Raw genomic sequence first — 21905 nt, forward strand, 5'->3', positions numbered from 1 at the left:
GAGACCGGACGCCTCCACACCGAGGGCGGAGGCGTCAGCCGAGGTCGAACGCGTTGGGCAGGCCGAGCCGGTGGCGCGTGCGGTCGTGCCGTTTGAAGGGCTCCATCTCCGGGGCACGGAACAGCGGTGTGATCGTGCAGCGCGGCGCGGTGGAGCCGGCGTTGTCCAGCAGGGCGTTGACGGCGGCGCGGGCGGAGGCGTTCGCGCCCTCCATGGTCGCGAGGTCGATGTCGACCGAGACGTAGTCCCCGGCGAGGAAGAAGTTCGGGATGCGGGTCGCGGCCTGCGGGCGGTTGTGGAAGGTCCCCACCGGGTGGATGAGGAGTTCGTCGTCGTTGGTGGGGTGCGGGGTGCCCAGGCCGTCGACGCCGGGATCGAGGAACCAGGAGTGCAGGGCGCTGTCCTTGAGGACCACCTTGCCGGTGTCGTTCAGCGCCGCCTTCAGCTGCGCCCACACCTCTTTGGCGACCTCCGTGCGGGTGCACTGCTTCGCGGTCCTGCCGTACAGGATGCCGGGCCGGTCCCATTCGGAGACGTCCACCGACAGGCAGTCCACGGCCACGCCGTCGCCGTAGTCGGCCGGGAAGTCGCGGCCGGGCCAGTGCGCGGCCTGCTGGATCGCGGTCAGCGCCCAGGGCGAGTCGATGCAGTTGAGGTGGCCGTGGAGCAGCGGGGCGCGCTCGGTCAGATAGAACTGGATGCCGGTCATCCAGTCGGTCCGCAGCTTGTCGCAGCGCGCGAGCTGCGGGTCGGCGGCGCGCAGCGCGGGTCCCCAGGTGCGCCGGGCGTGTTCCACCGGCATCGCGGAGATGTAGTGGTCGGCGGTCACCGACTCGCGCCCGCCCCGCGGGTTCTCGATCACGGCCGCGGTGACCCGTCCGGCGGCGTACGTCACCTCGCGTACGGTCCAGCCGACCTTGAACTCCACGCCCAAGGACCGTAGATGGGTCACCCACGGGTCGATCCAGGCCTCGTTGGTGGGGGCGTCGAGGATGCGGTCCAGCGGGCCGTCGGCCCCGCGGCCCAGCGCGTTGAGGACGAACGCCTCGAGCAGGGTGGCGACGGTACGGGTGCTGGCCTCCTCGGCCTTGGTCGCGACGATGTTGCGGGTGAGCCCGACGGCGAGGATGCGCCGGTAGTCGTAACTCATCTCCTCCGCCCTGATGAACTCCCACCAGGGTGTGGCCTCCCAGGTCCGATCGCGGCGCTCGTCGCAGCTGGTGAGGAAGACGAGCATGCGGTTCACGAAGTACGCGGTCTCGTGGAAGGGGATGCCGAGGGCCGTGTCCAGCATCGCGGTCAGGGCGCGGCGGATGTCGTCGAGGGTGAGGCCGGGCGGCCGGTGGCCGGGCCAGGGGAGCGGGATGCGCAGGTCCTCGCGGCCGGTGCGGCTGAACGACATCTCGGCCGGTGCGACCAGGTTGTCCCGGACGCCGCCCGGCTTTCCAGGGAAGGGGATGCGGCGCATGGTATCGGGCAGGTTGTGATAGATCCCGGGGATGAAGCGGAAGCCGTGCTCCGCGGGCAGGGGCCTGCGGCCGCCCCTGGCGCTGTCGGGCACGTCCATGCTGCGGGCCTTGCCGCCGAGCGCCCGGCGCTCGTAGACGGTGACACGTAACCCGCGCTCGGCGAGTTCATGAGCCGCTGTCAGCCCGGCGACGCCGCCGCCGAGGACGGCGACGGAGAGGGCCGGCGCGGCGGCGGCCGCGGTCCCGGAGGCCGTGGCGGTCGCCAGTGCCGCGGTGCCGCCCACGGCTGCGGCGCCCGCCATGAACGTGCGTCGTGAGGTAGGCCGAGCGGTACGCCGTGACGTGCCGGAACGATCCATCCGAAGCCCCTTACCGACGGTAACTTTCGCGTCCGGCGCTGGAGCATACGGAGGTCCCCCACGACTCGGAAGCCACGCGTGCGCCGCCATTGCTCAATGGCTGGAAAATGAAGCCATGGCCCGACGAACCAAACACACCAGAAGCACCACGCCTCCCACCCTCACCGCCGAGTCGCCCTGCCCCTGCGGGCTGCCCGCCCCGTACGGGGAGTGCTGCGGCCGGTTCCACAGCGGGGAGGAGTCCGCGCCCACGGCAGAGCTGCTGATGCGCTCGCGCTACAGCGCCTTCGTCGCCCGTGACGCGGCGTACCTGCTGCGCACCTGGCACTCGTCGACCAGGCCCCGGCACCTCGAGCTGGACCCGGGCATGCAGTGGACCTCACTCGAGATCGTCGCCACCACGGACGGCAGCGCCTTCCACTCGAGAGGCACCGTGACCTTCCGCGCCCGCTACCGCCACCACGGCAACCGGGGCGAGCTGCACGAGCACAGCAACTTCGAGCGTGAGAACGGCGCTTGGGTGTACGTCGACGGCACCTTCATCGACTGAGGACGCGGGCGGTCAGCGCCGCCGGCGCGGCATGACCGTGAGCCGCGGGTCGTACGCGGCCAGCACCTTGTTCGCCCGCGCGAGTGTGGCGAGCGCGTGCTCCCGGTCCGCCCGGTCCTCCGCGCACAGCGGCCCGCGGAACAGGCTCACCTCGCGCGCCGCGCACTCGGCGTCGATCTCCGCCTGGAGGATGTGGACCGGCATGCAGGACCCGATCAGCGCCGCGACGCGGTCGGGGATCGGCACCGGGACGAGGGGGGAGGCGGTCACGTGAAGTCCTTCTTTACCGTACGGGTCGCCCCGTGATCTCTCGTTACGCGGGAGTGAGTCGACCGCGTCCCGGCGGCGCTGCTCAGGGGGACGAAGGACGCCGTACGAGAGGCACGCACCGCACCCTTCGCCCGGCCGTCCGCCCCCGGCGGCACCGCCGACATACCTTACGCGAACGCCGCCGAAGCACCCGAATCGACGGCCTTGCGGCGCAAAAAGGACGCCGGCGGCCGGAATCGGGGCTTCGGCGGCCGAATGCGCAGCTCAAGTGGGTGGAACGGCGAGCTGGTTGATCACTGAGGTGCCGCAACGGGCCCCTCGCGTCACTCCGCCGCCACGTTCCGGCCACGGCCGGAACGTGCCCGCTCCGGCGGTCCGGGCGGCCGGCGGCCGCCCTCCGTGGATCTGCGCGGCCTCCTGCGCGGCCCGGAATCCCCGCGATCAGCAGTGCGAAAGCGCAGGTCAGGCCATTGTAGACTCCGCGCACAGCGTCATGCCCGCCCGCGGCGCCGGCCGGAGTACGGGCCTGCGGCCCGCGCCGGGTCCCTCGGCCGCGGGCCCGAGGGTGACACTGGCCACACTCGGCCCGGACATCCCCGACGGGGAGATCATCCGGCCCCGACGAGCCCTCCCGCGGCCCGCCGCCGGTGACGGGTGCCCGGTGATCACCCGCTGCGGACGAAGCCTTCCGGTCGCCTTCATCGATCACATTGCGCCGCCCGCGGCCCGCGTGGACCGGCGGTCGGGTTTGCGGTCCGGAACAGTCACGGGCACGCCGTTCACGGAGCGGGGCAAAGGGTTCAGCGCGTGCCGCGGTCGCGGCGCTCCCGTAAGTGCAACGCGCGCAGCACCCCCTCGGTCGCGAACCGGCTCTCGGGGTCGGTGAGCTGATCACCGAAGATGGATTCGAGATTGCGCAGCCGGTAGCGGACGGTCTGCGGGTGCACATCGAGCAGCTCGCCCATCCTGGCGGCGGTGCCACGGGTGTCCAGCCAGATCCGCAGGGTCTCGATCAGCCGGTTGCGGCGGGTGGGCGTCAGCCCGGCGAGGGGGGCGAGTTCGCGCTCCGCCAGCTGGTTCAGCAGGGCGGGGTCCGACAGCAGCCACAGGGTGAGCATGTGGTCGGAGCAGAAGGTGAGGGGGGCGTCGTCCACGACACCCGAGTCGATGAGGTCGAGGAGCCGGCGGGCCCATCGGATCGAGTCCGCGGCCTCGGCGGTCGGCACGGTCAGTCCCACGGCGGCCCGGTGGCCGGTCAGCGCGTTCTCCAGCGTGTGTCTTCGCTGGTCGTCGACCGGTCCCGGGACGAGTAAGTGCGGGTGCGGTCCGCCGAGTTCCCCGAGGACATCGTTGTCGAGTTCCGTTCCGGCCAATTCCGGCGACGTGCGCAGGGCGACGAGGGTGACCTTCTCGGGCAGCGGCCACCCCGCCTGCTCGGACAGCTCCGTGATCGCGGAGCGCGGCACCGGCGGTCCCGCCATGATCAGGTGCAGCAGCCTGCGTCGGACGGTCGCCTCCTGCTCGACCGTCCTCGCCTGCACCTCCAGATAGCCCTCCCTGGTGAGCGCCTCGAGCTCGTCCACATAGGCGAAGAGGGCGTCGGCGAAGCTCAGCATCAGGGTGGGGGAGAGGTTGTAGCGCCGGCCGATCCGCTTGGCGCGGCGCAGGGCCACGCGGGCGCCGAGCCGGTAGGCGCCGTGGAGGGAGTCGAGGCTGCGGCCTTCGTACGCCTCGAACCGGCCGAAGCGGCGCAGCATCTCGTCGCGCAGCGGTGACGGCGCCGAAGGGGACGCCACCTGGTCGACGAAGACGGAGATGTTCTGTTCGACGCCGATCTGGATGGCCTGCCCGTACGGGCCCTTGAGTAATCGCCCGTACTCGGGATAGGCACGGGTCACCTCGATGCCGATCTCCTGGATCAGGCTGGGCAGTTCCGGCCGGATGATGGCGGCGAACTCCTGTGGCAGCGGCCCGAGCGGCTCTCCGGCGTCCGACGGCTGGGTGGTCGTTCTCGGCATGGTTGTCCCCTCGATCTCCGGGTGTCCGGTGGGGGTGGGGGCTGTGGGGGAAGCGCTCCCACGGACCGACAGGCGTGACGACTTCGTGGGTGCTGAACATAGTCCAGCGCGGAGCGCCTGCACAGCGGTCGGCGCGGGGCGGCATGGGCGCGAAGCGGCCGGGGAGCGGGCGGCGCGCCGTGGGGCGCCGGGAGAGGAGTGCTCACTTCCCGACAAGAATCCGGGGCGGCCTGTGGCGCCGGCGACAAGAAAATACCGGCTGGTAGCGGCGTTGCGGGAATCTACCGAACCAGTATTGCGCGGCCGGTTACCCGCTCGTAGCGTCACTTCGGAAAGATGCACGACCGGGTGGCCATGAGAATTCGACCCGCGTTCCAGAACTGAGCCGCAACGCTTTTCGGCCCGTCCGCCAGGGCCGAAAAAGGTCCATCAGGCAAGCCCATCCCCCTGAAGGGAACTACCCGTGCGAAGAATTGCCAGAAACGCCCTGATCGCCTCGGCGGCGCTGACCGCCGCTCTCGGCATGACGGTGACGCAGGCCTCGGCCACGTCACTGGTCACCTGGACGGTCACCCCCGGCGGAGCGTTCACCGCCGTCGCGACCAACCCCACCCTCACGGTGCCCGCCGCCACGCTGGACTGCGCCTCCTCCAGCGCCTCGGGCTCGCTCGTCTCCGGCTCCGGCAACGCCGGCGACGGCATCGGCTCCATCGCAAGCCTGACGTTCGAGGACTGCTCGGTCATCGGCATCCCGTTCGACGTCACCAGCAAGAACTTCCCGTGGAGCCTGAACGCCACCGGCGTCAGCGCGGTGCCGAACGCGGTCGACGGCTCCATCAGCGGCGTGGACGCGAGCATCAGCGGCTCCGGCTGCACCGCCGACTTCGCCGGCACCGTCACCGGCCACTACAAGAACGACACCAAGCAACTGGTGATCAACGGCGGCAGCCTGATCGCCTCCAACGCCGACTGCCTCGGCCTGATCAACGACGGCGACGAAGCGCTGTACGAGGCCGTCTACGCGGTCTCCGGCGGCCACACGATCTCCCCGGACTGACCCCCGTCCGCAGCCGCGCGGCCCGCCCCGTGCCCCGGTCCACCGGGGGACGGGGTTCCCGCGGCGATCTCGGGAGCGGATCGATTTCCCCGGCAACAAAGCCGAAAACCAGTCAATGGGGGGCACCATGACGGGCGTTGTAAAACGTCCTCCTCGTATTTCCCGTGTCGCCTTTCTCGGCGCCGCCGGATTGGTCGCGGGAATTCTGGCAGGTCCCGGTTCTGCCGCCCGGGCGCAGGACACCGATGTGAGTGTGGCGTACGACTGCGGCTTCCCGTCGGGAACGCATACCGTGACCGCCGAGATCTCCGGCTCCTATCCCGACGCGGGTGTGGTGAACCGGCCCGTCCGGCCCGGTGAACCGGCCGTGCGGCTGACGATCGGGCCGGCCGCGCTCGAAGGCGTGCTGCCGGAGGGCACGACCACCGTCGCCGGTCTTGCCGATCTCACCGTGCTGGTCGCGCAGAAAGGGCGTTCTGCCGAGGCCGGTTGGGAAGCTCTGGCCGCGCCGGCCGCCCCCGTGCCGGACGGCTCGGGAGACCTGGTGCTCGAACACAGCGGTGCCGTTCCCTCCGTGACCGTCACCGCCCCCGGCGACATCACCTTCACCGCGGCCGCCATGAGGCTGGAACTGCGGCCGCAGACGGGTGAGGAGACGCAGCCGGCGGCGCTTGCCCCCATCGACTGCCGGCCGGCCGAAGGACAGGACGCCCTGCTGGCGACCGTGCCCGTGCCCGTGCCCGGCGGCAACCGCCCCGGCCCGTCGCAGGAGTCGGACCCCGCCGCGTCCCCCACCGCCGAGCAACCCGTGCGGCCGCAGGACATCGCCGTGGAACCCTCGCCGTCCGAGCCGGCAAGCCCCTGCCCTACGGAGATGCCGGCCGGCGGGATCGACGAGAGCTTCGTGCCCCAGCCCCCGCCCGGCGGCGAACCGCCCCGTGTCACCATCCTGCCCGGCCGGCTCGGCTGCGCGTACGCCGTCGGTTTCGCCAACGTCGAGAAGCTCGGCGGCGCGATGATCGTCAACGACCCGTCCGACGCTCCGCGGCTCATCAACGTGCTGGCCGTCACCCGGTCGGTGTCCCGGCCGGGCACCCGGCCCGGCGGCAGCTACTTCCGCGCCGACTCGTACGGCGAGCTGCCGCTGCCCGATGCCACATCGACCTTCCTCACCTTCGGGTTCCAGCCCGTCACCGCGAAGGTCGAGTTCACCAACGGTCCCGTCACCATCTCCACCGGCACCATCGGCTCACCGCCCAACAGGATCAACTTCGCCCAGGCGGGCTTCTACCAGTCACTGCGCGTCTACGACGTCGAGGTCAACGGCACACCGCTGGACGTCGGCCCCGCCTGCCGTACGGCACGTCCCTACCGGGTGGTCCTGCACGGCAAGTTCCCCGACTACGAGAACGTCTTCAAGGGCGGACCGATGCGAGGCACCGTGACGATCCCCGAGTTCTCCGGCTGCGGTACGGCCGGTGAGGACCTCGACCAGCTGTTCAGCGCGTCACTGTCCGGGCCGGACAACGTCATCGCCATGAGGCAGGGCCCCATGTGCATCCCGAACAGCCCGAACAACGAGTGCCCGCCCACGATTCCGCCGCTCCCCGGCCAGGGGAGCTGAGGAGCCGTCCGCCCGATGAGCGCGTTCCCGCATCACCCGGCCGCGACCGGGCCGGCGTCACCGCTCGTACGCACCCGGGGACAAGGTTTCCCCGCCGCTTTGTCATGGCGTGACAAACCACCGAGTTCGGCCTGAATGCGCTGGTCACAGCCATTGCCCCGGCCGCTTACCCGAACGTAACGTGCGGGCGCCCGGTGCACTTCCGCCACTTTCGACACCTGTGTGCAGCCCGCTGCCCACGGACCACCGAACGGGAGGTGAAATGGGAATCGAGGTAGTCGTCGAAGGACTCACCAAGTCCTTCGGCGAACAGAACATCTGGCAGGACGTCACGCTCACCCTCCCGGCCGGAGAAGTCAGCGTCATGCTCGGACCCTCGGGAACCGGGAAGACCGTGTTCCTGAAATCCATCATCGGACTGCTCAAACCGGAACGCGGCCGGGTCCTCATCGACGGCGTCGACATGGTGGGCAGCCCCGAACGCGACATCTACGAGACGCGCAAGCTGTTCGGCCTGATGTTCCAGGACGGCGCGCTGTTCGGGTCGATGACGCTCTTCGACAACATCGCCTTCCCCTTGCGGGAACACACCCGCAAGAAGGAGTCCGAGATCCGGCGCATCGTGATGGAGCGCATCGAGGTCGTCGGACTCCTCGGCGCCGAGGGCAAGCTCCCCGGCGAGATATCCGGCGGTATGCGCAAACGCGCCGGGCTCGCCCGCGCCCTGGTCCTCGACCCGCAGATCATCCTCTGCGACGAGCCCGACTCCGGTCTGGACCCGGTGCGCACGGCCTATCTGTCGCAACTGCTGATCGATCTCAACGCGCAGATCGACGCCACGATGCTGATCGTCACCCACAATCTCGACATCGCGGCCACCGTTCCCGACAACATGGGCATGCTCTTCCGCCGCAACCTCGTCACCTTCGGGCCCCGTGAGGTGCTGCTGACGAGCGAGGAACCGGTGGTCGCCCAGTTCCTCGGCGGGCGGCGCGAAGGCCCCATCGGGATGTCGGAGGAGAAGGACGCCGCCACCCTCGCGAGGGAGCAGCAGTCCGGCGGCGACCGCGCGAGGCAGCCGCGGACCGTCGTCCCCCAGCTCGAACCCTCACCCGGTATGCCCGTCCGCCAAGGTGCGCTGCGCCGCAGGGAACGGGTGCTCGGCATGATGGCCCAACTGCCGGAGGCTGCCCGCACCGCGATCACGCGGAGCTACAGCCCGGCCGGCGGCGGAGTCACCGGATGACCGCCCCGCCGCCGGTGCGTCCCCCCGCACCCTCCGACGACAGGCGGGCCGGCGTGCCGGCCGTGAGACCGCCCTCGAAGCTGCTCGCCCCGCTGCGCGAGACCGGCAAGCTGTTCGCGCTCGCCGCAGAGGTGACCCGGGCGATCTTCCGCCGGCCCTTCCAACTACGCGAGTTCGTCGAGCAGTTCTGGTTCGTGGCCAGTGTGACCATCCTCCCAGCCGCCCTCGTGTCCATCCCGTTCGGAGCGGTCATCGCCCTCCAGGTCGGCTCGCTCACCCAGCAACTCGGCGCCCAGTCGTTCACCGGCGGCGCCAGCGTCCTCGCCGTCATCCAGCAGGCGAGCCCGTTGATCGTCGCCCTGCTGATCGCCGGCGCCGGCGGCTCGGCGATCTGCGCCGACCTCGGCTCCCGCAAGATCCGCGAGGAGCTCGACGCCATGGAGGTCATGGGCGTCTCGCCCGTCCAGCGCCTGGTCGTACCGCGGGTGCTGGCCACCATGCTGGTCGCCGTACTCCTCAACGGCATGGTCTCCGTCGTCGGCACCCTCGGCGGCTACTTCTTCAACGTGATCATGCAGGGCGGCACCCCCGGCGCGTACCTCGCCAGCTTCTCCGCCCTCGCGCAACTGCCCGACCTCTACATCAGCGAGCTCAAGGCCCTGATCTTCGGCTTCATCGCGGGCATCGTCGCCGCCTACCGCGGCCTCAACCCCCGCGGCGGCCCCAAGGGCGTCGGCGACGCGGTCAACCAGTCCGTCGTCATCACCTTCATGCTGCTGTTCTTCGTGAACATGGTCCTCACGGCGATCTATCTCCAGATCGTCCCCCCGAAGGGGGGCTGAGCGATGTCCGTGCTCGGCCGGCTGGACCGCGGCGGTGACCAGCTCATCTTCTACGTACGGGCCCTCCTGTGGATCCCGAGGACCCTGCGCCGCTATCTGCGCGAGGTCCAGCGCCTCCTCGCCGAGGTGGCGTTCGGCAGCGGCGGCCTCGGCGTCATCGGCGGCACGATCGGCGTGATGATCGCCATGACCCTGTTCACCGGCACCGTCGTCGGACTCCAGGGGTACGCGGCCCTCAACCAGATCGGCACCTCGGCCTTCACCGGCTTCGTCTCCGCCTACTTCAACACCCGGGAGATCGCGCCGCTCGTCGCCGGCCTCGCCCTCTCCGCCACGGTGGGCGCCGGTTTCACGGCCCAGCTCGGCGCGATGCGCATCAACGAGGAGGTCGACGCGCTCGAGGCCATGGGCATACGGTCCATGCCCTACCTGGTCACCACCCGCATCATCGCCGGCGTCGTGGCCATCATCCCGCTGTACGCGATCGGACTGCTGAGCTCCTACCTCGCCTCGCGCTGGGTCACCGTGCTGTTCAACGGCCAGTCCGCGGGCACCTACGACCACTACTTCGATCTCTTCCTCTCCCCGGACGACGTCCTTCTGTCGATCCTCAAGGTGCTGATCTTCAGCGTGATGGTGATCCTCGCGCACTGCTACTACGGCTTCCGCGCCTCCGGCGGCCCGGCCGGTGTGGGCGTGGCCGTCGGCCGCTCCGTACGCAACGCCATCGTGCTGATCAGCGTCACCGACTTCTTCCTCTCGCTCGCCATCTGGGGCGCGACCACGACGGTGAAGGTGGCCGGATGACCGCGCACACGGCAAGAAGACGGCTTGCGGGCGTGGCCTTCCTGCTCGTGCCCGTGCTGCTCATCTGGCTCTCGGTGGCCGTCTACGACAAGAAGTTCACCGACGACGCCACCGTCACCGTCCTCACCGGTGCGGCCGGCAACGAGATGCACCGGGGCGCCGAGGTCAAACTGCGCGGCGTCGTCATCGGTGAGGTCCGCGACATCCGCGCGGACGGCACCGGAGCCCGGCTGACCCTCGCCGTCGACCGGGACGAGCTCCGGCGGGTGCCCGCCGACGTCACCGCGCAGATGCTGCCGACGACCCTCTTCGGAGAGCGCTTCGTCGCCCTCGTGCCGCCCGCCCGCACCACCTCCGCGCGCACGCTCGGCGCGGGGGACACCATCACCCAGGACCGCTCGAGCAACGCCGTCGAACTGGAGCAGGTCCTCGACAACGTGCTCCCGCTGCTGACCGCCGTCAAGCCGGAGAAGCTGTCCGCCACCCTCACCGCCGTCTCCCAGGCACTCCAGGGCCGCGGCGACCAGCTCGGCGAGACGCTCGTCACCCTCGAGGGACACCTGAAGAAGCTCAACCCCCAACTGCCGGTGCTCAACCGGGACATCGCCCACCTCGTGGAGGTGAGCCATCTCTACGCGGACGCCGCCCCCGACGTGCTCCAGGCACTCACCGACTTCACCACCACCAGCGGCACCATCGCCGACCAGCAGGCACAGCTCGCCGGACTGTACGGCGCGGCCACCACATCGGCGCAGGACCTCACCTCCTTCCTCCGAAAGAACCGGAACAACCTGATCCGGCTGGCCGCCGCCGGCCGGCCCACCCTCGAACTGCTCGCCGAGTACTCGTCCTCCTTCCCGTGCACCCTGCGCACCCTCGCCGGGTTCGTACCCGCCATGGACAAGGCCCTCGGCAAGGGCACCGACGAGCCGGGGCTCCATGTGGACGTGACCTCCGTGCCCTCGCTGGGCAAGTACGTGCCCGGCAAGGACACCCCGGCCTACGACAGCGGCGGCGGACCGCACTGTTACGCCGTCCCCTACACCGGCAGGCCCGCCCCCGCCGCCGCGCGGGCGGCCGCCGAGAGCCTCGGCCTGCCCAACTCGCCGCAGGAGAACCGGCTCGTCAACGAACTGATGGCGCTGGAGCTGAAGAAGACCCCGGACGCGCTGCCCGACTGGAGCAGCGTGCTGACCGGTCCCGTCTACCGCGGTGCGGAGGTGACGCTCAAGTGAAACGCCGCTCTCTCGCGGGACCGCTGGTCAAGTCCCTCGCGTTCATCGTGGTGACGGTCCTCGCCACCACCGCTCTCGCATTCGGCATCGCCAACACCTCGGTCGGCGAGACGTCCCCCTACAGGGCGCGCTTCACCGACGCGACCGGACTCGTCCCCGGCGACAGCGTGCGCATCGCGGGAGTCAAGGTCGGACAGGTCGAGTCGGTCAAGGTCGTCGAGCGCCGGGTCGCGGAGGTCGCCTTCAACGTCCAGAAGGGCCGCACTCTGCCCGCCTCGGTCACCGCGTCGATCAAATACCTCAACATGGTCGGGCAGCGCTACATCGATCTCGACCAGGGGACGGGGCCGGTCGGCCGCGCCTTCGCCGCGGGCGGCACCATCCCGTTGGAGCGCACCACCCCCGCTCTCGACCTGACCCAGCTGTTCAACGGCTTCCAGCCGCTGTTCGAAGGTCTGTCGCCCGGTGAGATCAACGACCTCGCCGGATCCATCGTCCAGGTGCTGCAGGGCGAGGGCGGCACCGTCGACAGCATCCTGCGACACGTCGGTTCGCTGACCGGCACCGTCGCCGCTAAGGACAAGGTCATCGGTGAGGTCGTCAAGAACCTCAACACCGTCCTCAAGACCGTCAACGACCGCGAGGCGGGCTTCGACGAACTCGTGGTCACCCTCCAGAAACTGGTCAGCGGATTCTCCGGCGACCGCAAACCTCTCGGGGAGGCCGTCGCGGCCATGGCAGACCTCACCACCGTCACCGCCGACCTCCTGAAGGACGGCCGGCAACCCCTCAAGAAGGACATCGCGGAGCTGGGCCGCCTCTCCCGGCAGCTGGACAAGGGATCACCCCGCATCGAGGAGTTCCTCGAGCGGACACCCGCCAAGATGCAGGCCATCACCCGCCTCGCCTCCTACGGATCGTGGCTGAACCTCTACCTCTGCGAGGCGAGGGTCACGGACGTCGCCACGTGGGACGGCAGCCCGCCGCCCACCGGAATCGGGATCACCGAGTCGAGGTGTCGCGGATGAAAACCTTCCGCTTCCGCCGGCGGTCCGTGAGAGAACGCAATCCCGTCGCCGTCGCCCTCGTCGGCCTGGTCGTCCTCGCACTGCTCGGCATCACCGCGTACAAGGCGGACGCCCTGCCCTTCGTCGGCGGCGGCACCACCTACAGAGCCGACTTCACGGAGGCCGCGGGCCTCGACGAGGGCGACGAGGTGCGCATCGCCGGCGTCAAGGTCGGCGAGGTCACCGCCGTGGCCCTCGCCGGTGCCAGGGTCAGGGTCGACTTCTCGGTGAAGGACGCCTGGATCGGCAACTCCAGCACCGTGGCCATCGCCATCAAGACCCTCCTCGGCGACAAGTACCTCGCCGTCGACCCGCTCGGTACCCGCACCCAGGACCCCGCCGAACCCATCCCCAGCAGCCGCACCACCTCGCCCTTCGACGTCACCCAGGCCTTCAACGGGCTCGGCGAGACCTTCGGGAAGATCGACACGGCGAAACTCGCCGAGAGCTTCAGGACGATCACCGACACGTTCAAGGACTCCCCGCCGAACGTCCGCAACGCGGCGATCGGCCTCGCCGCACTGTCGAGATCCGTGTCCGAACGCGACGCGCAGCTCGCCGAACTGCTCAAGGGCAGCAAACAGCTCACCAAGACCCTCGACGGGAAGAAGAGCAGCTTCGAACTGCTGCTCGAGGACGGCAACGACCTCCTCGGCGAGATCAGGTCGAGACGCGACGCCATCCACGCGCTGCTCACCGGCACCAAGAGCCTCGGCATCCAGCTCGGCGGAGTCGTCCAGGACAACAAGCGGCAGCTCAAACCGACCCTCGACGCGCTCGGCAAGGTCACCGCCGTCCTGCTGAAGAACCGGGAGAAGCTCGACCGGACCCTCGCCCTCGCCGGGCCGTACTACCGGCTCGTCGGCAACACCCTCGGCAACGGCCGCTGGTTCGACACCTACGTCTGCGGCCTCGTCCCCAAGAACTACCTGCCCGCCGGCACACCGCCGGCCACCGGCTGCATGCCCCCGAAGCCGACCGCGAAGGGCGGAGGATCATGAACCTCAAGCGCATCGTGGGCATCGGCGCGGGCCTGGCGGTCGTCGCCGTCGCCGGGACGTCCGGGGCGATGGCCCTCAAGGAGTCCGGAACCACCCGGATCACCGCCTACTTCGACCGGGCCACCGGCGTCTACGAAGGATCCGACCTGCGCGTCCTCGGAGTGAAGGTCGGCACCGTGGACACCGTGCGGCCCGAGGGCGACAAGGTGAAAGTCACCCTGCTGCTCGACGAGGACGTCCACGTCCCGAAGGACGCGCACGCCGTCGTGGTGGCACCGAGCGTCGTCGCCGACCGCTACATCCAGCTCGCCCCCGCTTACACCGGCGGCGAACGGATGAAGGACGGCGCGGTGCTGCCCGCCGAGAGGAACGCGATGCCCCTCGAGGTGGACCAGTTGTACGCGTCGATCACCGAACTCAGCACGGCCCTCGGTCCCGAGGGTGCCAACGCCGACGGCGCGCTCGCCGGCCTCCTCGACACCGGCGCGGCCAACCTCGACGGCAACGGCAAGGCCATCGGTGACTCCATCGAGCAGTTCGGCAAGGCCGCCAAGACCCTCGACGGCAGCAGCGGCGACCTGTTCGCCACCCTGTCCTACCTCCAGTCCTTCACCGCCATGCTGAAGAAGAACGACGGCAACGTCGGCAAGGCCGAGAAACAACTGGCCTCCGTCACCGGGTTCCTGGCCGAAGACAAGGAGAATCTGGGCGCCGCGCTCAAGGAACTCGGCACGGCGCTCGGCCAGGTCAAGGGCTTCATCCAGGACAACCGCGGCAGCCTCAAGAAGAACGTCGACGCGCTCGTACCGCTGACCCGGACCCTGGTCGACCAGCGGGCGTCCCTCGCCGAGGCCATGGACACCGCCCCGCTCGCCGCCGGCAACGCGCTGAACGCGTACGACCCGGTGAACCGCACCCTCAACGGCCGCGCCGACATCAACGAACTCAGCTACGGCCCCGAGATCACCGTCCCGCCCGACACCGTGTCCACGGCCGGACTCGTGCCGGTGGACGGTTCACGGCGAAAGGCGCTCCCGGCCCTGCCGCTGCCGCCGGTCGGCACGGTCTACGGCACCCCCGAGAACAGGAAGGGGGAGTCCCGTTGAACCGCCCCCGAACCGTCCCGGCCGGCACGGCCGCCCGCCCCGCCGCCGCACGGACCCGCCGGCGCGGCGCCGCCGCCCTCGCGCTGACACTCGGACTCACCCTGTCGGCAGCCGGCTGCTCGGTGCCCGAGTTCTCCGGCATCGAGCAACTGCCCCTGCCAGGCGGGGCCGACCTCGGCAGCGACCCGTACGAGATCACCGCCGAGTTCGCCGATGTGCTCAGCCTCGTCCCCCAGTCGTCGGTGAAGGTGAACGACGTCGCCGTCGGCCGCGTCACCGGGATCACGCTCAACCGGGACGACTGGTCCGCGAAGGTCACCATGCGGGTCGCCGGAGACGTGAAGCTGCCCGCCAACGCCTACGCCCACCTGGAACAGTCCAGCCTCCTCGGCGAGAAGTACATCCAGCTCACCCCGCCCCCCAAGGCCGCGGCCGCACAGGGCACCCTCGCCGACGGCGCTGCCATCCCGATGAGCCGCACCAACCGCAACCCCGAGGTGGAAGAGGTCTTCGGCGCGCTGTCGCTGCTGCTCAACGGCGGCGGCGTCAACCAGATCAAGACCATCGCCACCGAGCTCAACAAGGCGATCGGCGGTCGTGAACCGAAGGTCCGCTCCCTGCTGAAGCGACTGGACACGCTCGTCACCAGCCTCGACGACAACAAGGAGAACATCACCGCCGCCCTCGACGGGGTCAACCGGCTCGCCGCCACCCTCGCCACCCGCAAGCAGCAGGTCGGCACCGTCCTCACCGGGCTGAGTCCGGGACTGAAGGTGCTGGAGGAACAACGCGGTTCGCTGCTCACGATGCTGCGGGCGCTGGGCACCCTGTCCACCGTCGCCGTCGACACGATCGACAAGTCCAAGGCCGACACCATCGCGAGCCTGAAGGCCCTCGCGCCGACCCTCAAGGCGCTCGCCGACTCCGGCCAGGACCTGCCGGACTCCCTCCAGGTGCTGCTCACCTACCCGTTCACCGACGAGGTGCTGCGCGGGGTGAAGGGCGACTACCTCAACGTCTACCTCGATGTGACGGCCGCCCCCGGCACGACGATCATCCCCGAGTTCGTCCCCGACGACGAGGAGCCGGCCGCCGCGCGGGCCAGGGGCACCACGCCCCTGCCGCTCCCCGCCGTCACCGGCACCACCGGCCGGGACGGAGGGAACCGCTGATGCTCACGACCGCGATCCGCCTCAAGAACCTCGCGTTCCTGGTCATCGCCGTCCTGGTCCTGGGCTTCGTCGGCGTCCGCTACGCCGACCTCGGCCACCTCGCCGGCATGCGCGACCACTACACCGTCAAGGTCGAACTGGCCCAGACCGGCGGCCTGTTCACACACTCCAACGTGACCTACCGGGGAGTGTCCGTCGGACGGGTCGGCGACATCGAGCTCACGCGGGACGGCGTGGAGGCCGAGCTGCGGATCAAGGACGACGCCCCGCGCATCCCCGCCGACCTCGAAGCGGTGGTCGCCAACCTCTCCGCCGTGGGCGAGCAGTACATCGACCTGCGGCCGGCCGGCGACGACGCCCCCTACCTGGAGGACGGCTCGGTCATCGCCCGCGCCTCCACCCGCCTGCCCGCACCCGTCACCGACGTCCTCACCGGCGTCGACGACCTCGCCTCGTCCGTCGACCTGGAATCCCTGCGCACCGTCGTCGACGAGTTCGGGACGGCACTGAACGGCCGCGGCGACGACCTCCAGGTGCTGCTCGACAACGGCAACGAGTTCGTCCTCGCCGCCGACGAGGCACTGCCCGTCAACACCCGGCTGATGATCGAAGGGGAGACCGTACTGCGTACCCAGATCGAACACGGCAGGGCACTCAAGGACTTCGCGGGCGGCGCCAGGGAACTCGCGGCCCAACTGAAGGACTCGGACACCGACCTGCGCGAGCTCATCGCCGCCGCACCCGGCGCCGCGGGACAGATCAGCGGGCTGCTCCGCGACCTCGACCCGGCCTTCGGCGTCGTCGTGGCCAACCTCCTCACCACCTCCGAGGTCGCCGTCACCCGGCAGAACGGAATCGAGGAACTCCTGGTGAAACTGCCGGCGGTCGCCGCCGCGGGAGCCACCGCCGTCACCGGCAAGGGAGCACGGTTCGGCATGTCGGTCACCTTCTTCGAACCGCTGCCGTGCACCGACGGATACGGCTCCACCGTCTACCGCAACGGCCTCGACACCTCCCCGGCCGCCACCACCAACACCGCCGCACGGTGCACCTCTCCGCCGAGCAGCGGCAAGAACGTCCGCGGCAGCGCGAACGCGCCCTCCGGCGGCCCGGTGCCCGACCCCGCACGGCCCGGCACCGCGTCCTCGGCGTCCGGTACGGGCACCGGCGACGGCGACAGACGGGCGACGCAGCCCGGGGCGCTCGGCCTGCCGCCGGTGACCGGCTCTGCCTCCGGCATGAGCGGGCTGCTGGGACTGGAGGTCGCGCCATGAGGAAAGTCGGAGCGGGGCTCGCCGCCCGGGCAGCCGTCGTACTGTCCCTGCTGTTCTGCGCGTTCGGCGGCTGGAGCTACGCACGGGCCGACGGCGACGAGTCGCTGGCCTTCGCCGCCTCCCGCGACGCGGTCCTCGCCGAAGGGAAGCGGCACGTCGAGACCCTCACCGGCTTCGACGGCCGGAAGCCCGAAGCGGGGCTCCGCCGGTGGCTGGACGCCTCCACCGGACCGTTGCGCGAGGAACTGCGAGAGGCGAAGACCAAGGAGGGCCGGACCGCGCGTGCCCGGATCACCGACGCGGCCCTGACCACGCTGGACGACCGGACCGGTACCGCCGAACTGATCGCCACCGTCGAGGTGGAGACCGACACGGCCGGCGGCGGGACGCCGAACACCGAACGCAAGCGGCTGGAAGCCACCCTCGCCCGTACCGCCGACGGCTGGAAGGTCCGGTCCCTGGCAGCGGTCCCGGTCGGAGGGGTGTGACATGCGAGGCGACGAGGCGGGAGCGGTCATGAGCACCGGCGAGGACGTCACCACGGCGGTGCCCGGGCCGAGCCACCGGCCCGCGCGGACCGGTGAACCCCCGGCCGGGCCGTCCGACGCCCGCCCTGCCGGACGCCGCCGATGGCGGGCCCCGGTGGTCACCGCCCTGGTGCTGGCGCTGCTGACCGGCGGATCCCTGTTCCTGCTGAGAGCGGGGCAGCTGACCGGAGCCTCCTCCGCGGACAATCGGGCGCTCACCGACACCGAAGCCACCGCGCGCGTCACCGGCGACGTCAGCAACGCGCTGACGTCGGTCTTCTCCTACACCCCCGGTGACACCGGAGCCACCCGCGAGGCGGCGCGCCAACTGCTCGCCGGCAAGGCGGCCCGGCAGTACGCGGAGCTGTTCGGCCAGGTCGAGAGGCGCGCCGCCGAACAGAAGCTGACGCTCACCACCCATGTCGTACGTGCCGGGGTGACCCGGCTGCACGGCGGCAGCGCACAGCTCCTGGTCTTCCTCGACCAGGTCTCCCAGCGGCAGGGCGGAGCACCCACGACCGCCCCCGCCCAGCTGTCCGTCACGGCCGAACTCGGCGACGGGCACTGGCGGATCGTCGACATCACGTCCCGGTGACACCCGGGAGCGGCACGACAGCGGTGGCCCCGACCTCGGTCCACCGACAGAAGGAAGAGGGGCACATGGCACGGACGACGAGAAACCCGGTGGTCGCGGCGGCTCTCGCGCTGACCGTCGTGGCGGCCGCGTTCGCCGGCTGGGGAGGCTGGTCCTGGTACGGGGCGGCGCACGACGACTCCCTGGCCTTCGCGCAGAAACGCGACGAGGCCCTGGCCGCCGGCCGTCAGGCCGTACAGAACATGAACACCCTCGACCACCGGGACCTCAAGGGCGGCCTCGACACCTGGGAGGACTCCGCCACCGGCGACCTGCACCGGCAACTCGTGGACGGCCGCGGCGAGTTCGAGCGGCAGATCCAGGAGGCGAGGACGGTCACCAGCGCCGAGGTGCTGTCGGCGGCGCTGACGGAACTCGACGACAGGGCCGGCCGGGCGAGCCTGATGGTGGCCCTGCGGATCACCGTGAACGCCCCCAAGGGCGAACCGGCCCGCAAGGAGAGCCGGATGCTCGCCGAGCTGACCCGCACACCGCAGGGATGGAAGCTCAGCGCCCTCGGTCAGGCGCCCGTCGGCAACAGCGCGGCCGAGTAACCACCGAGAGGACTCCCGACATGTCGACGACCCGGCACCTCATCAACAGACAGCGCCGGCTCGCCGGCGCCGCGCGCGCCGCAGGCACCACGGCCGCGCCGCCGTCCGGCGGCGCGGCGACGACGACCCAGGGCCGGGAGCGGCCCCCAGGACGGGAACGCGGCGAACGGGCCGAGGACGGGGCGCCCCATGCGGGGAAAGGGAAACCCGGCCGCGCGGAACCGGACGGCGAAGCCTCCCCGAGCAGGGCGCGGGCCCGACGCAACGTGCCGCTGGCCGTCCTCGCCGTACTGACCGTCCTCCTCGGCGGCTTCGCCGCCTTCGCCGCCGGCCGCGCCGACGACCTGCGCGACCGGCCCGCCGCGCGCAACACGGCCCTCACCGACATCGCCCGCACCAGCGAGGTCAAGGGGCAGGTCACCACGGCCGTGGAAGCCGTCTTCTCCTACAACTTCGCCGACGCCGGCGCGCTGGACCGGGCCGCGAAGACGCACCTGACCGGCCGGGCGGTCCAGCAGCACGGCGAGATGCTCGCGGCCGTCGTCAAGGAGGGCCCCCAGCAGAAGCTGGTGCTGACCACCACCGTCACCGGGAGCGGCGTGGAACAGATCGACGAGGACCGGGCCCGTGTCCTCGTCTACGCCGACCAGAGCAACACGCGCACCGCGACCAAGGAAGAGACGACGTACGCCGCCGCCATGCTCGCCGTGGACGCCGTCCACAAGGACGGCACCTGGCGCATCGCCGGCATCGACACCTTCGGATCCGGCTCATGACGCCCGGCGGCAGGCGGCTGCGCCGCGGACTGGCCGGGACCGCGGCGGCCGTCGCCGCCATGACGGCGCTCACCGCCTCGCAGGCGCCCGGACTCGTACCGCCGCCTCCCGCCGCCGACGGCAACAGCGCGTCGGACGCCGGTACTTGGCCGGTCACACCCAACGACGACTCGTACCACGTCGAACTGCCGCCGCTGGCCGTACCCGTCCCGCCCGCGCCGGTACCCGGCTCGGGACCGGCCGTGCAGGTGGACCCGGTCCGCGCCGAGTCCGGCATCCCGGCCACCGTCCTCGCCGCCTACCGCGGCGCCGAGGCACGGATCGGGCGCAGCGACCCCGGCTGCCGACTGCCGTGGCAACTGCTCGCCGCCATCGGCAAGGTGGAGTCGGGGCAGGCCTCCGGCGGCCGCGTCGACGCCGCCGGCACCACCCTCTCGCCGATCCTGGGCCCGGTCCTCGACGGCAACGGCTTCGCGCACATCGCCGACACCGACAGCGGAGCCTGGGACGGCGACACCCGGTACGACCGTGCTGTGGGACCGATGCAGTTCATACCGTCCACCTGGGCGAACTGGGGGCAGGACGCGAACGGCGACGGCCGCAGGGACCCCAACAACATCCACGACGCCGCGCTCGCCGCCGGCCGGTATCTCTGCGCGGGCGATCGGAGCCTCGCGGTCAAGGCCCACCTGGACCGGGCGATCCTCAGCTACAACCACTCGCAGGAATACCTGCGCACGGTGCTCGCCTGGCTCGACTTCTACCGCAAGGGCGTCCATCCGGTGGCCGACGGCCGGGGCGTGGTCCCCGGCAGCCCGGGCGCCGGCGGCGGCACACCGGCCGAGCGGCCGGTCGGCGACGGCGGCGACGGTGAGGGAGGGGCCGGCGGCGACATCATCATCGGACCGCCGGGCGGCGCCCCGGCGCCGGTGCCCTCGCCGACCCGCGACACGAGTCCCCGGCCACGGCCGAGCGTGCCCGATCCGGATCCGTCGCCCGCCCCGTCGCCGGATCCTTCCCCGGACCCCTCACCGGATCCGTCGCCCGCCCCGTCCCCCGACCCCTCGCCGGATCCTTCACCGGACCCGTCCCCCGATCCTTCCGGGCCGGACTGCCCCACACCGTCCCCGTCCGAGCCGCCGGGCGAGTCACCGGCTCCGCCCGCCATACCGCCGCCCGGCCCGGACGACGGCCCGGATCCCGGCGACGACCCCTGCTCACCCGCCTGACGGCGGCAGCACCTGGGCCAGGTCGTAGCTCACCGGCTCCTCCAGCTGCGCGTACGTGCAACTGGAGGGGTCCCGGTCCGGGCGCCACCGCCGGAACTGCGCGGTGTGCCGGAAACGGTCACCCTCCATGTGGTCGTAGGCCACCTCCACCACCCGCTCGGGCCGCAATGCCACCCACGAGAGGTCCTTCTTCCCGGACCAGCGGCTCGGCGCTCCCGGCAGCCGCGCGCTCGCATGTGCGCTCTCCTCCGCCCAGGCGGCCCACGGGTGACCGTCCACCGGATCCATGAGCAGTGGCTCCAGCTCCGCCACCAGCTCCTCGCGCCGCTTCATCGAGAACGCCGCGCAGACGCCGACGTGCTGGAGCGCCCCCGAGTCGTCGAACAGCCCGAGCAGCAGCGAACCGACGACCGGGCCGCTCTTGTGGAAGCGGTAGCCGGCGACGACGACGTCGGCGGTGCGCTCGTGCTTGACCTTGTACATCAGCCGGGTGTCCGGCCGGTAGGGCAGATCCAGCGGCTTGGCGACGACGCCGTCCAGCCCCGCCCCCTCGTACTGGTCGAACCACTGCTGCGCCACCTCGACGTCGGTGGTCGTCGGCGTGAGATGCACCGGCGGCCGGGCGTCCGCGAGGGCCTCCTCGAGCCGCTCCCGGCGCGCCCTGAACGGGGCGTCCATGAGCGACTCGTCGTCCAGCGCGAGCACGTCGAAGGCGACGAAGCTGGCCGGCGTCCGCTCGGCGAGCATCCGCACCCGGGAGTCCGCCGGATGGATACGCTCCGTGAGCCGGTCGAAGTCCAGCCTGCCTTCGTGCGCGATGACGATCTCCCCGTCGATGACGCAGCGCGCGGGCACATTCTCCGAGAGCGAGGCCACCAGCTCAGGGAAATACCTGGTGAGAGGCTTGCCGGTGCGGGAACCGATGACCAGCTCGTCCGCGTCACGGTGCACGATCGCCCGGAAGCCGTCCCATTTCGCCTCGTAGTGCATTCCCGGCGGAATCTTCTTCACGGCCTTGGCGAGCATCGGCTTCACGGGCGGCATCACGGGCAGATCCATGGGTCGATTCTGCCCGATATGCGGCATAA

Annotated in this window: 21 protein-coding genes; 17 read left to right on the forward strand and 4 right to left on the reverse strand. The window is 70.9% G+C overall.

Annotated elements, in window-relative coordinates; all coding sequences use genetic code 11:
• Window positions 1-34: 34 nt before the first annotated feature.
• A complete protein-coding gene (locus ACTMTU_RS03215; protein ID WP_441261862.1) occupies window positions 35-1771 on the reverse strand; it encodes a hydroxysqualene dehydroxylase in 1737 nt (578 codons plus the stop codon).
• Window positions 1772-1943: 172 nt separating this feature from the next.
• Here ACTMTU_RS03215 and ACTMTU_RS03220 point away from each other — a divergent pair, with 172 nt between their 5' ends.
• Window positions 1944-2378 (forward strand): YchJ family protein, encoded by a 435-nt coding sequence (locus ACTMTU_RS03220; RefSeq protein ID WP_441261863.1) that lies wholly within the window; start codon window positions 1944-1946, stop codon window positions 2376-2378.
• Between the two features lie 12 nt (window positions 2379-2390).
• Here ACTMTU_RS03220 and ACTMTU_RS03225 read toward each other — a convergent pair whose 3' ends face one another.
• Both ACTMTU_RS03225 and ACTMTU_RS03230 read right to left on the reverse strand, forming a co-directional pair.
• Entirely contained in the window at window positions 2391-2648 is a 258-nt protein-coding gene (locus ACTMTU_RS03225) for a hypothetical protein (RefSeq protein WP_441261864.1), read from the reverse strand.
• Between the two features lie 800 nt (window positions 2649-3448).
• Window positions 3449-4666, reverse strand: a complete 1218-nt coding sequence (locus tag ACTMTU_RS03230; RefSeq protein ID WP_441261865.1) for a helix-turn-helix domain-containing protein — start codon at window positions 4664-4666, stop codon at window positions 3449-3451.
• A gap of 463 nt (window positions 4667-5129) precedes the next feature.
• Here ACTMTU_RS03230 and ACTMTU_RS03235 point away from each other — a divergent pair, with 463 nt between their 5' ends.
• From ACTMTU_RS03235 to ACTMTU_RS03310, 16 genes are all read left to right on the forward strand, one after another.
• Window positions 5130-5723: a hypothetical protein gene (locus ACTMTU_RS03235; RefSeq protein ID WP_441261866.1), complete on the forward strand. Its 594-nt coding sequence runs from the start codon at window positions 5130-5132 to the stop codon at window positions 5721-5723.
• A gap of 127 nt (window positions 5724-5850) precedes the next feature.
• Window positions 5851-7347 (forward strand): DUF6801 domain-containing protein, encoded by a 1497-nt coding sequence (locus ACTMTU_RS03240; protein WP_441261867.1) that lies wholly within the window; start codon window positions 5851-5853, stop codon window positions 7345-7347.
• 262 nt (window positions 7348-7609) lie between these two features.
• Window positions 7610-8593, forward strand: coding sequence for an ABC transporter ATP-binding protein (locus ACTMTU_RS03245; RefSeq protein ID WP_441261868.1), 984 nt, complete (start codon window positions 7610-7612; stop codon window positions 8591-8593).
• Window positions 8590-9435, forward strand: coding sequence for an MlaE family ABC transporter permease (locus ACTMTU_RS03250; RefSeq protein ID WP_441261869.1), 846 nt, complete (start codon window positions 8590-8592; stop codon window positions 9433-9435). The genes ACTMTU_RS03245 and ACTMTU_RS03250 overlap by 4 nt, the downstream gene beginning before the upstream one ends.
• 3 nt (window positions 9436-9438) lie before the next feature.
• Complete coding sequence (locus ACTMTU_RS03255; protein WP_441261870.1) at window positions 9439-10242, forward strand: MlaE family ABC transporter permease; 804 nt, start codon at window positions 9439-9441, stop codon at window positions 10240-10242.
• Window positions 10239-11477 carry an MCE family protein gene (locus ACTMTU_RS03260; RefSeq protein ID WP_441261871.1) on the forward strand — a complete coding sequence of 413 codons (1239 nt, stop codon included), beginning with the start codon at window positions 10239-10241 and terminating at the stop codon, window positions 11475-11477. The genes ACTMTU_RS03255 and ACTMTU_RS03260 overlap by 4 nt, the downstream gene beginning before the upstream one ends.
• Window positions 11474-12505 carry an MCE family protein gene (locus ACTMTU_RS03265; RefSeq protein WP_441261872.1) on the forward strand — a complete coding sequence of 344 codons (1032 nt, stop codon included), beginning with the start codon at window positions 11474-11476 and terminating at the stop codon, window positions 12503-12505. The genes ACTMTU_RS03260 and ACTMTU_RS03265 overlap by 4 nt, the downstream gene beginning before the upstream one ends.
• On the forward strand, window positions 12502-13545 hold the full coding sequence (locus ACTMTU_RS03270; protein WP_441261873.1) for an MCE family protein: 1044 nt from the start codon (window positions 12502-12504) through the stop codon (window positions 13543-13545). Before ACTMTU_RS03265 ends, ACTMTU_RS03270 begins: the two co-directional genes overlap by 4 nt.
• Window positions 13542-14651, forward strand: a complete 1110-nt coding sequence (locus tag ACTMTU_RS03275) for an MCE family protein (RefSeq protein ID WP_441261874.1) — start codon at window positions 13542-13544, stop codon at window positions 14649-14651. The genes ACTMTU_RS03270 and ACTMTU_RS03275 overlap by 4 nt, the downstream gene beginning before the upstream one ends.
• Complete coding sequence (locus ACTMTU_RS03280; RefSeq protein WP_441261875.1) at window positions 14648-15823, forward strand: MCE family protein; 1176 nt, start codon at window positions 14648-14650, stop codon at window positions 15821-15823. The genes ACTMTU_RS03275 and ACTMTU_RS03280 overlap by 4 nt, the downstream gene beginning before the upstream one ends.
• Window positions 15823-17097, forward strand: coding sequence for an MCE family protein (locus ACTMTU_RS03285; protein ID WP_441261876.1), 1275 nt, complete (start codon window positions 15823-15825; stop codon window positions 17095-17097). The genes ACTMTU_RS03280 and ACTMTU_RS03285 overlap by 1 nt, the downstream gene beginning before the upstream one ends.
• Entirely contained in the window at window positions 17094-17585 is a 492-nt protein-coding gene (locus ACTMTU_RS03290) for a hypothetical protein (protein WP_441261877.1), read from the forward strand. Before ACTMTU_RS03285 ends, ACTMTU_RS03290 begins: the two co-directional genes overlap by 4 nt.
• A 1-nt stretch (window position 17586) precedes the next feature.
• Window positions 17587-18219: a hypothetical protein gene (locus ACTMTU_RS03295; RefSeq protein WP_441261878.1), complete on the forward strand. Its 633-nt coding sequence runs from the start codon at window positions 17587-17589 to the stop codon at window positions 18217-18219.
• Window positions 18220-18284: 65 nt separating this feature from the next.
• A complete protein-coding gene (locus ACTMTU_RS03300) occupies window positions 18285-18812 on the forward strand; it encodes a hypothetical protein (protein ID WP_441261879.1) in 528 nt (175 codons plus the stop codon).
• 20 nt (window positions 18813-18832) lie between these two features.
• On the forward strand, window positions 18833-19588 hold the full coding sequence (locus ACTMTU_RS03305; RefSeq protein ID WP_441261880.1) for a hypothetical protein: 756 nt from the start codon (window positions 18833-18835) through the stop codon (window positions 19586-19588).
• A complete protein-coding gene (locus ACTMTU_RS03310; protein ID WP_441261881.1) occupies window positions 19585-20817 on the forward strand; it encodes a lytic transglycosylase domain-containing protein in 1233 nt (410 codons plus the stop codon). The genes ACTMTU_RS03305 and ACTMTU_RS03310 overlap by 4 nt, the downstream gene beginning before the upstream one ends.
• On the opposite strand, the gene ACTMTU_RS03315 is transcribed toward ACTMTU_RS03310, so the two are convergent.
• Window positions 20806-21876 carry an ATP-dependent DNA ligase gene (locus tag ACTMTU_RS03315; protein WP_441261882.1) on the reverse strand — a complete coding sequence of 357 codons (1071 nt, stop codon included), beginning with the start codon at window positions 21874-21876 and terminating at the stop codon, window positions 20806-20808. The genes ACTMTU_RS03310 and ACTMTU_RS03315 overlap by 12 nt on opposite strands.
• Between the last annotated feature and the right edge of the window lie 29 nt (window positions 21877-21905).

It is taken from the genome of Streptomyces sp. OZ13 (genome assembly GCF_052068155.1).
Taxonomy (GTDB): Bacteria; Actinomycetota; Actinomycetes; order Streptomycetales; family Streptomycetaceae; genus Streptomyces.

Bases quoted from the DNA above. Each gene is read 5' to 3' on its own strand.
- ACTMTU_RS03310 (WP_441261881.1), top strand. From the start codon at position 19,585: ATGACGCCCGGCGGCAGGCGGCTGCGCCGCGGACTGGCCGGGACCGCG.
- ACTMTU_RS03255 (WP_441261870.1), top strand. From the start codon at position 9,439: ATGTCCGTGCTCGGCCGGCTGGACCGCGGCGGTGACCAGCTCATCTTC.
- ACTMTU_RS03220 (WP_441261863.1), top strand. From the start codon at position 1,944: ATGGCCCGACGAACCAAACACACCAGAAGCACCACGCCTCCCACCCTC.
- ACTMTU_RS03295 (WP_441261878.1), top strand. From the start codon at position 17,587: ATGCGAGGCGACGAGGCGGGAGCGGTCATGAGCACCGGCGAGGACGTC.
- ACTMTU_RS03230 (WP_441261865.1), bottom strand. From the start codon at position 4,666: ATGCCGAGAACGACCACCCAGCCGTCGGACGCCGGAGAGCCGCTCGGG.
- ACTMTU_RS03250 (WP_441261869.1), top strand. From the start codon at position 8,590: ATGACCGCCCCGCCGCCGGTGCGTCCCCCCGCACCCTCCGACGACAGG.
- ACTMTU_RS03275 (WP_441261874.1), top strand. From the start codon at position 13,542: ATGAACCTCAAGCGCATCGTGGGCATCGGCGCGGGCCTGGCGGTCGTC.
- ACTMTU_RS03240 (WP_441261867.1), top strand. From the start codon at position 5,851: ATGACGGGCGTTGTAAAACGTCCTCCTCGTATTTCCCGTGTCGCCTTT.
- ACTMTU_RS03215 (WP_441261862.1), bottom strand. From the start codon at position 1,771: ATGGCGGGCGCCGCAGCCGTGGGCGGCACCGCGGCACTGGCGACCGCC.
- ACTMTU_RS03300 (WP_441261879.1), top strand. From the start codon at position 18,285: ATGGCACGGACGACGAGAAACCCGGTGGTCGCGGCGGCTCTCGCGCTG.
- ACTMTU_RS03315 (WP_441261882.1), bottom strand. From the start codon at position 21,876: ATGGATCTGCCCGTGATGCCGCCCGTGAAGCCGATGCTCGCCAAGGCC.
- ACTMTU_RS03260 (WP_441261871.1), top strand. From the start codon at position 10,239: ATGACCGCGCACACGGCAAGAAGACGGCTTGCGGGCGTGGCCTTCCTG.
- ACTMTU_RS03285 (WP_441261876.1), top strand. From the start codon at position 15,823: ATGCTCACGACCGCGATCCGCCTCAAGAACCTCGCGTTCCTGGTCATC.
- ACTMTU_RS03245 (WP_441261868.1), top strand. From the start codon at position 7,610: ATGGGAATCGAGGTAGTCGTCGAAGGACTCACCAAGTCCTTCGGCGAA.
- ACTMTU_RS03305 (WP_441261880.1), top strand. From the start codon at position 18,833: ATGTCGACGACCCGGCACCTCATCAACAGACAGCGCCGGCTCGCCGGC.
- ACTMTU_RS03290 (WP_441261877.1), top strand. From the start codon at position 17,094: ATGAGGAAAGTCGGAGCGGGGCTCGCCGCCCGGGCAGCCGTCGTACTG.
- ACTMTU_RS03270 (WP_441261873.1), top strand. From the start codon at position 12,502: ATGAAAACCTTCCGCTTCCGCCGGCGGTCCGTGAGAGAACGCAATCCC.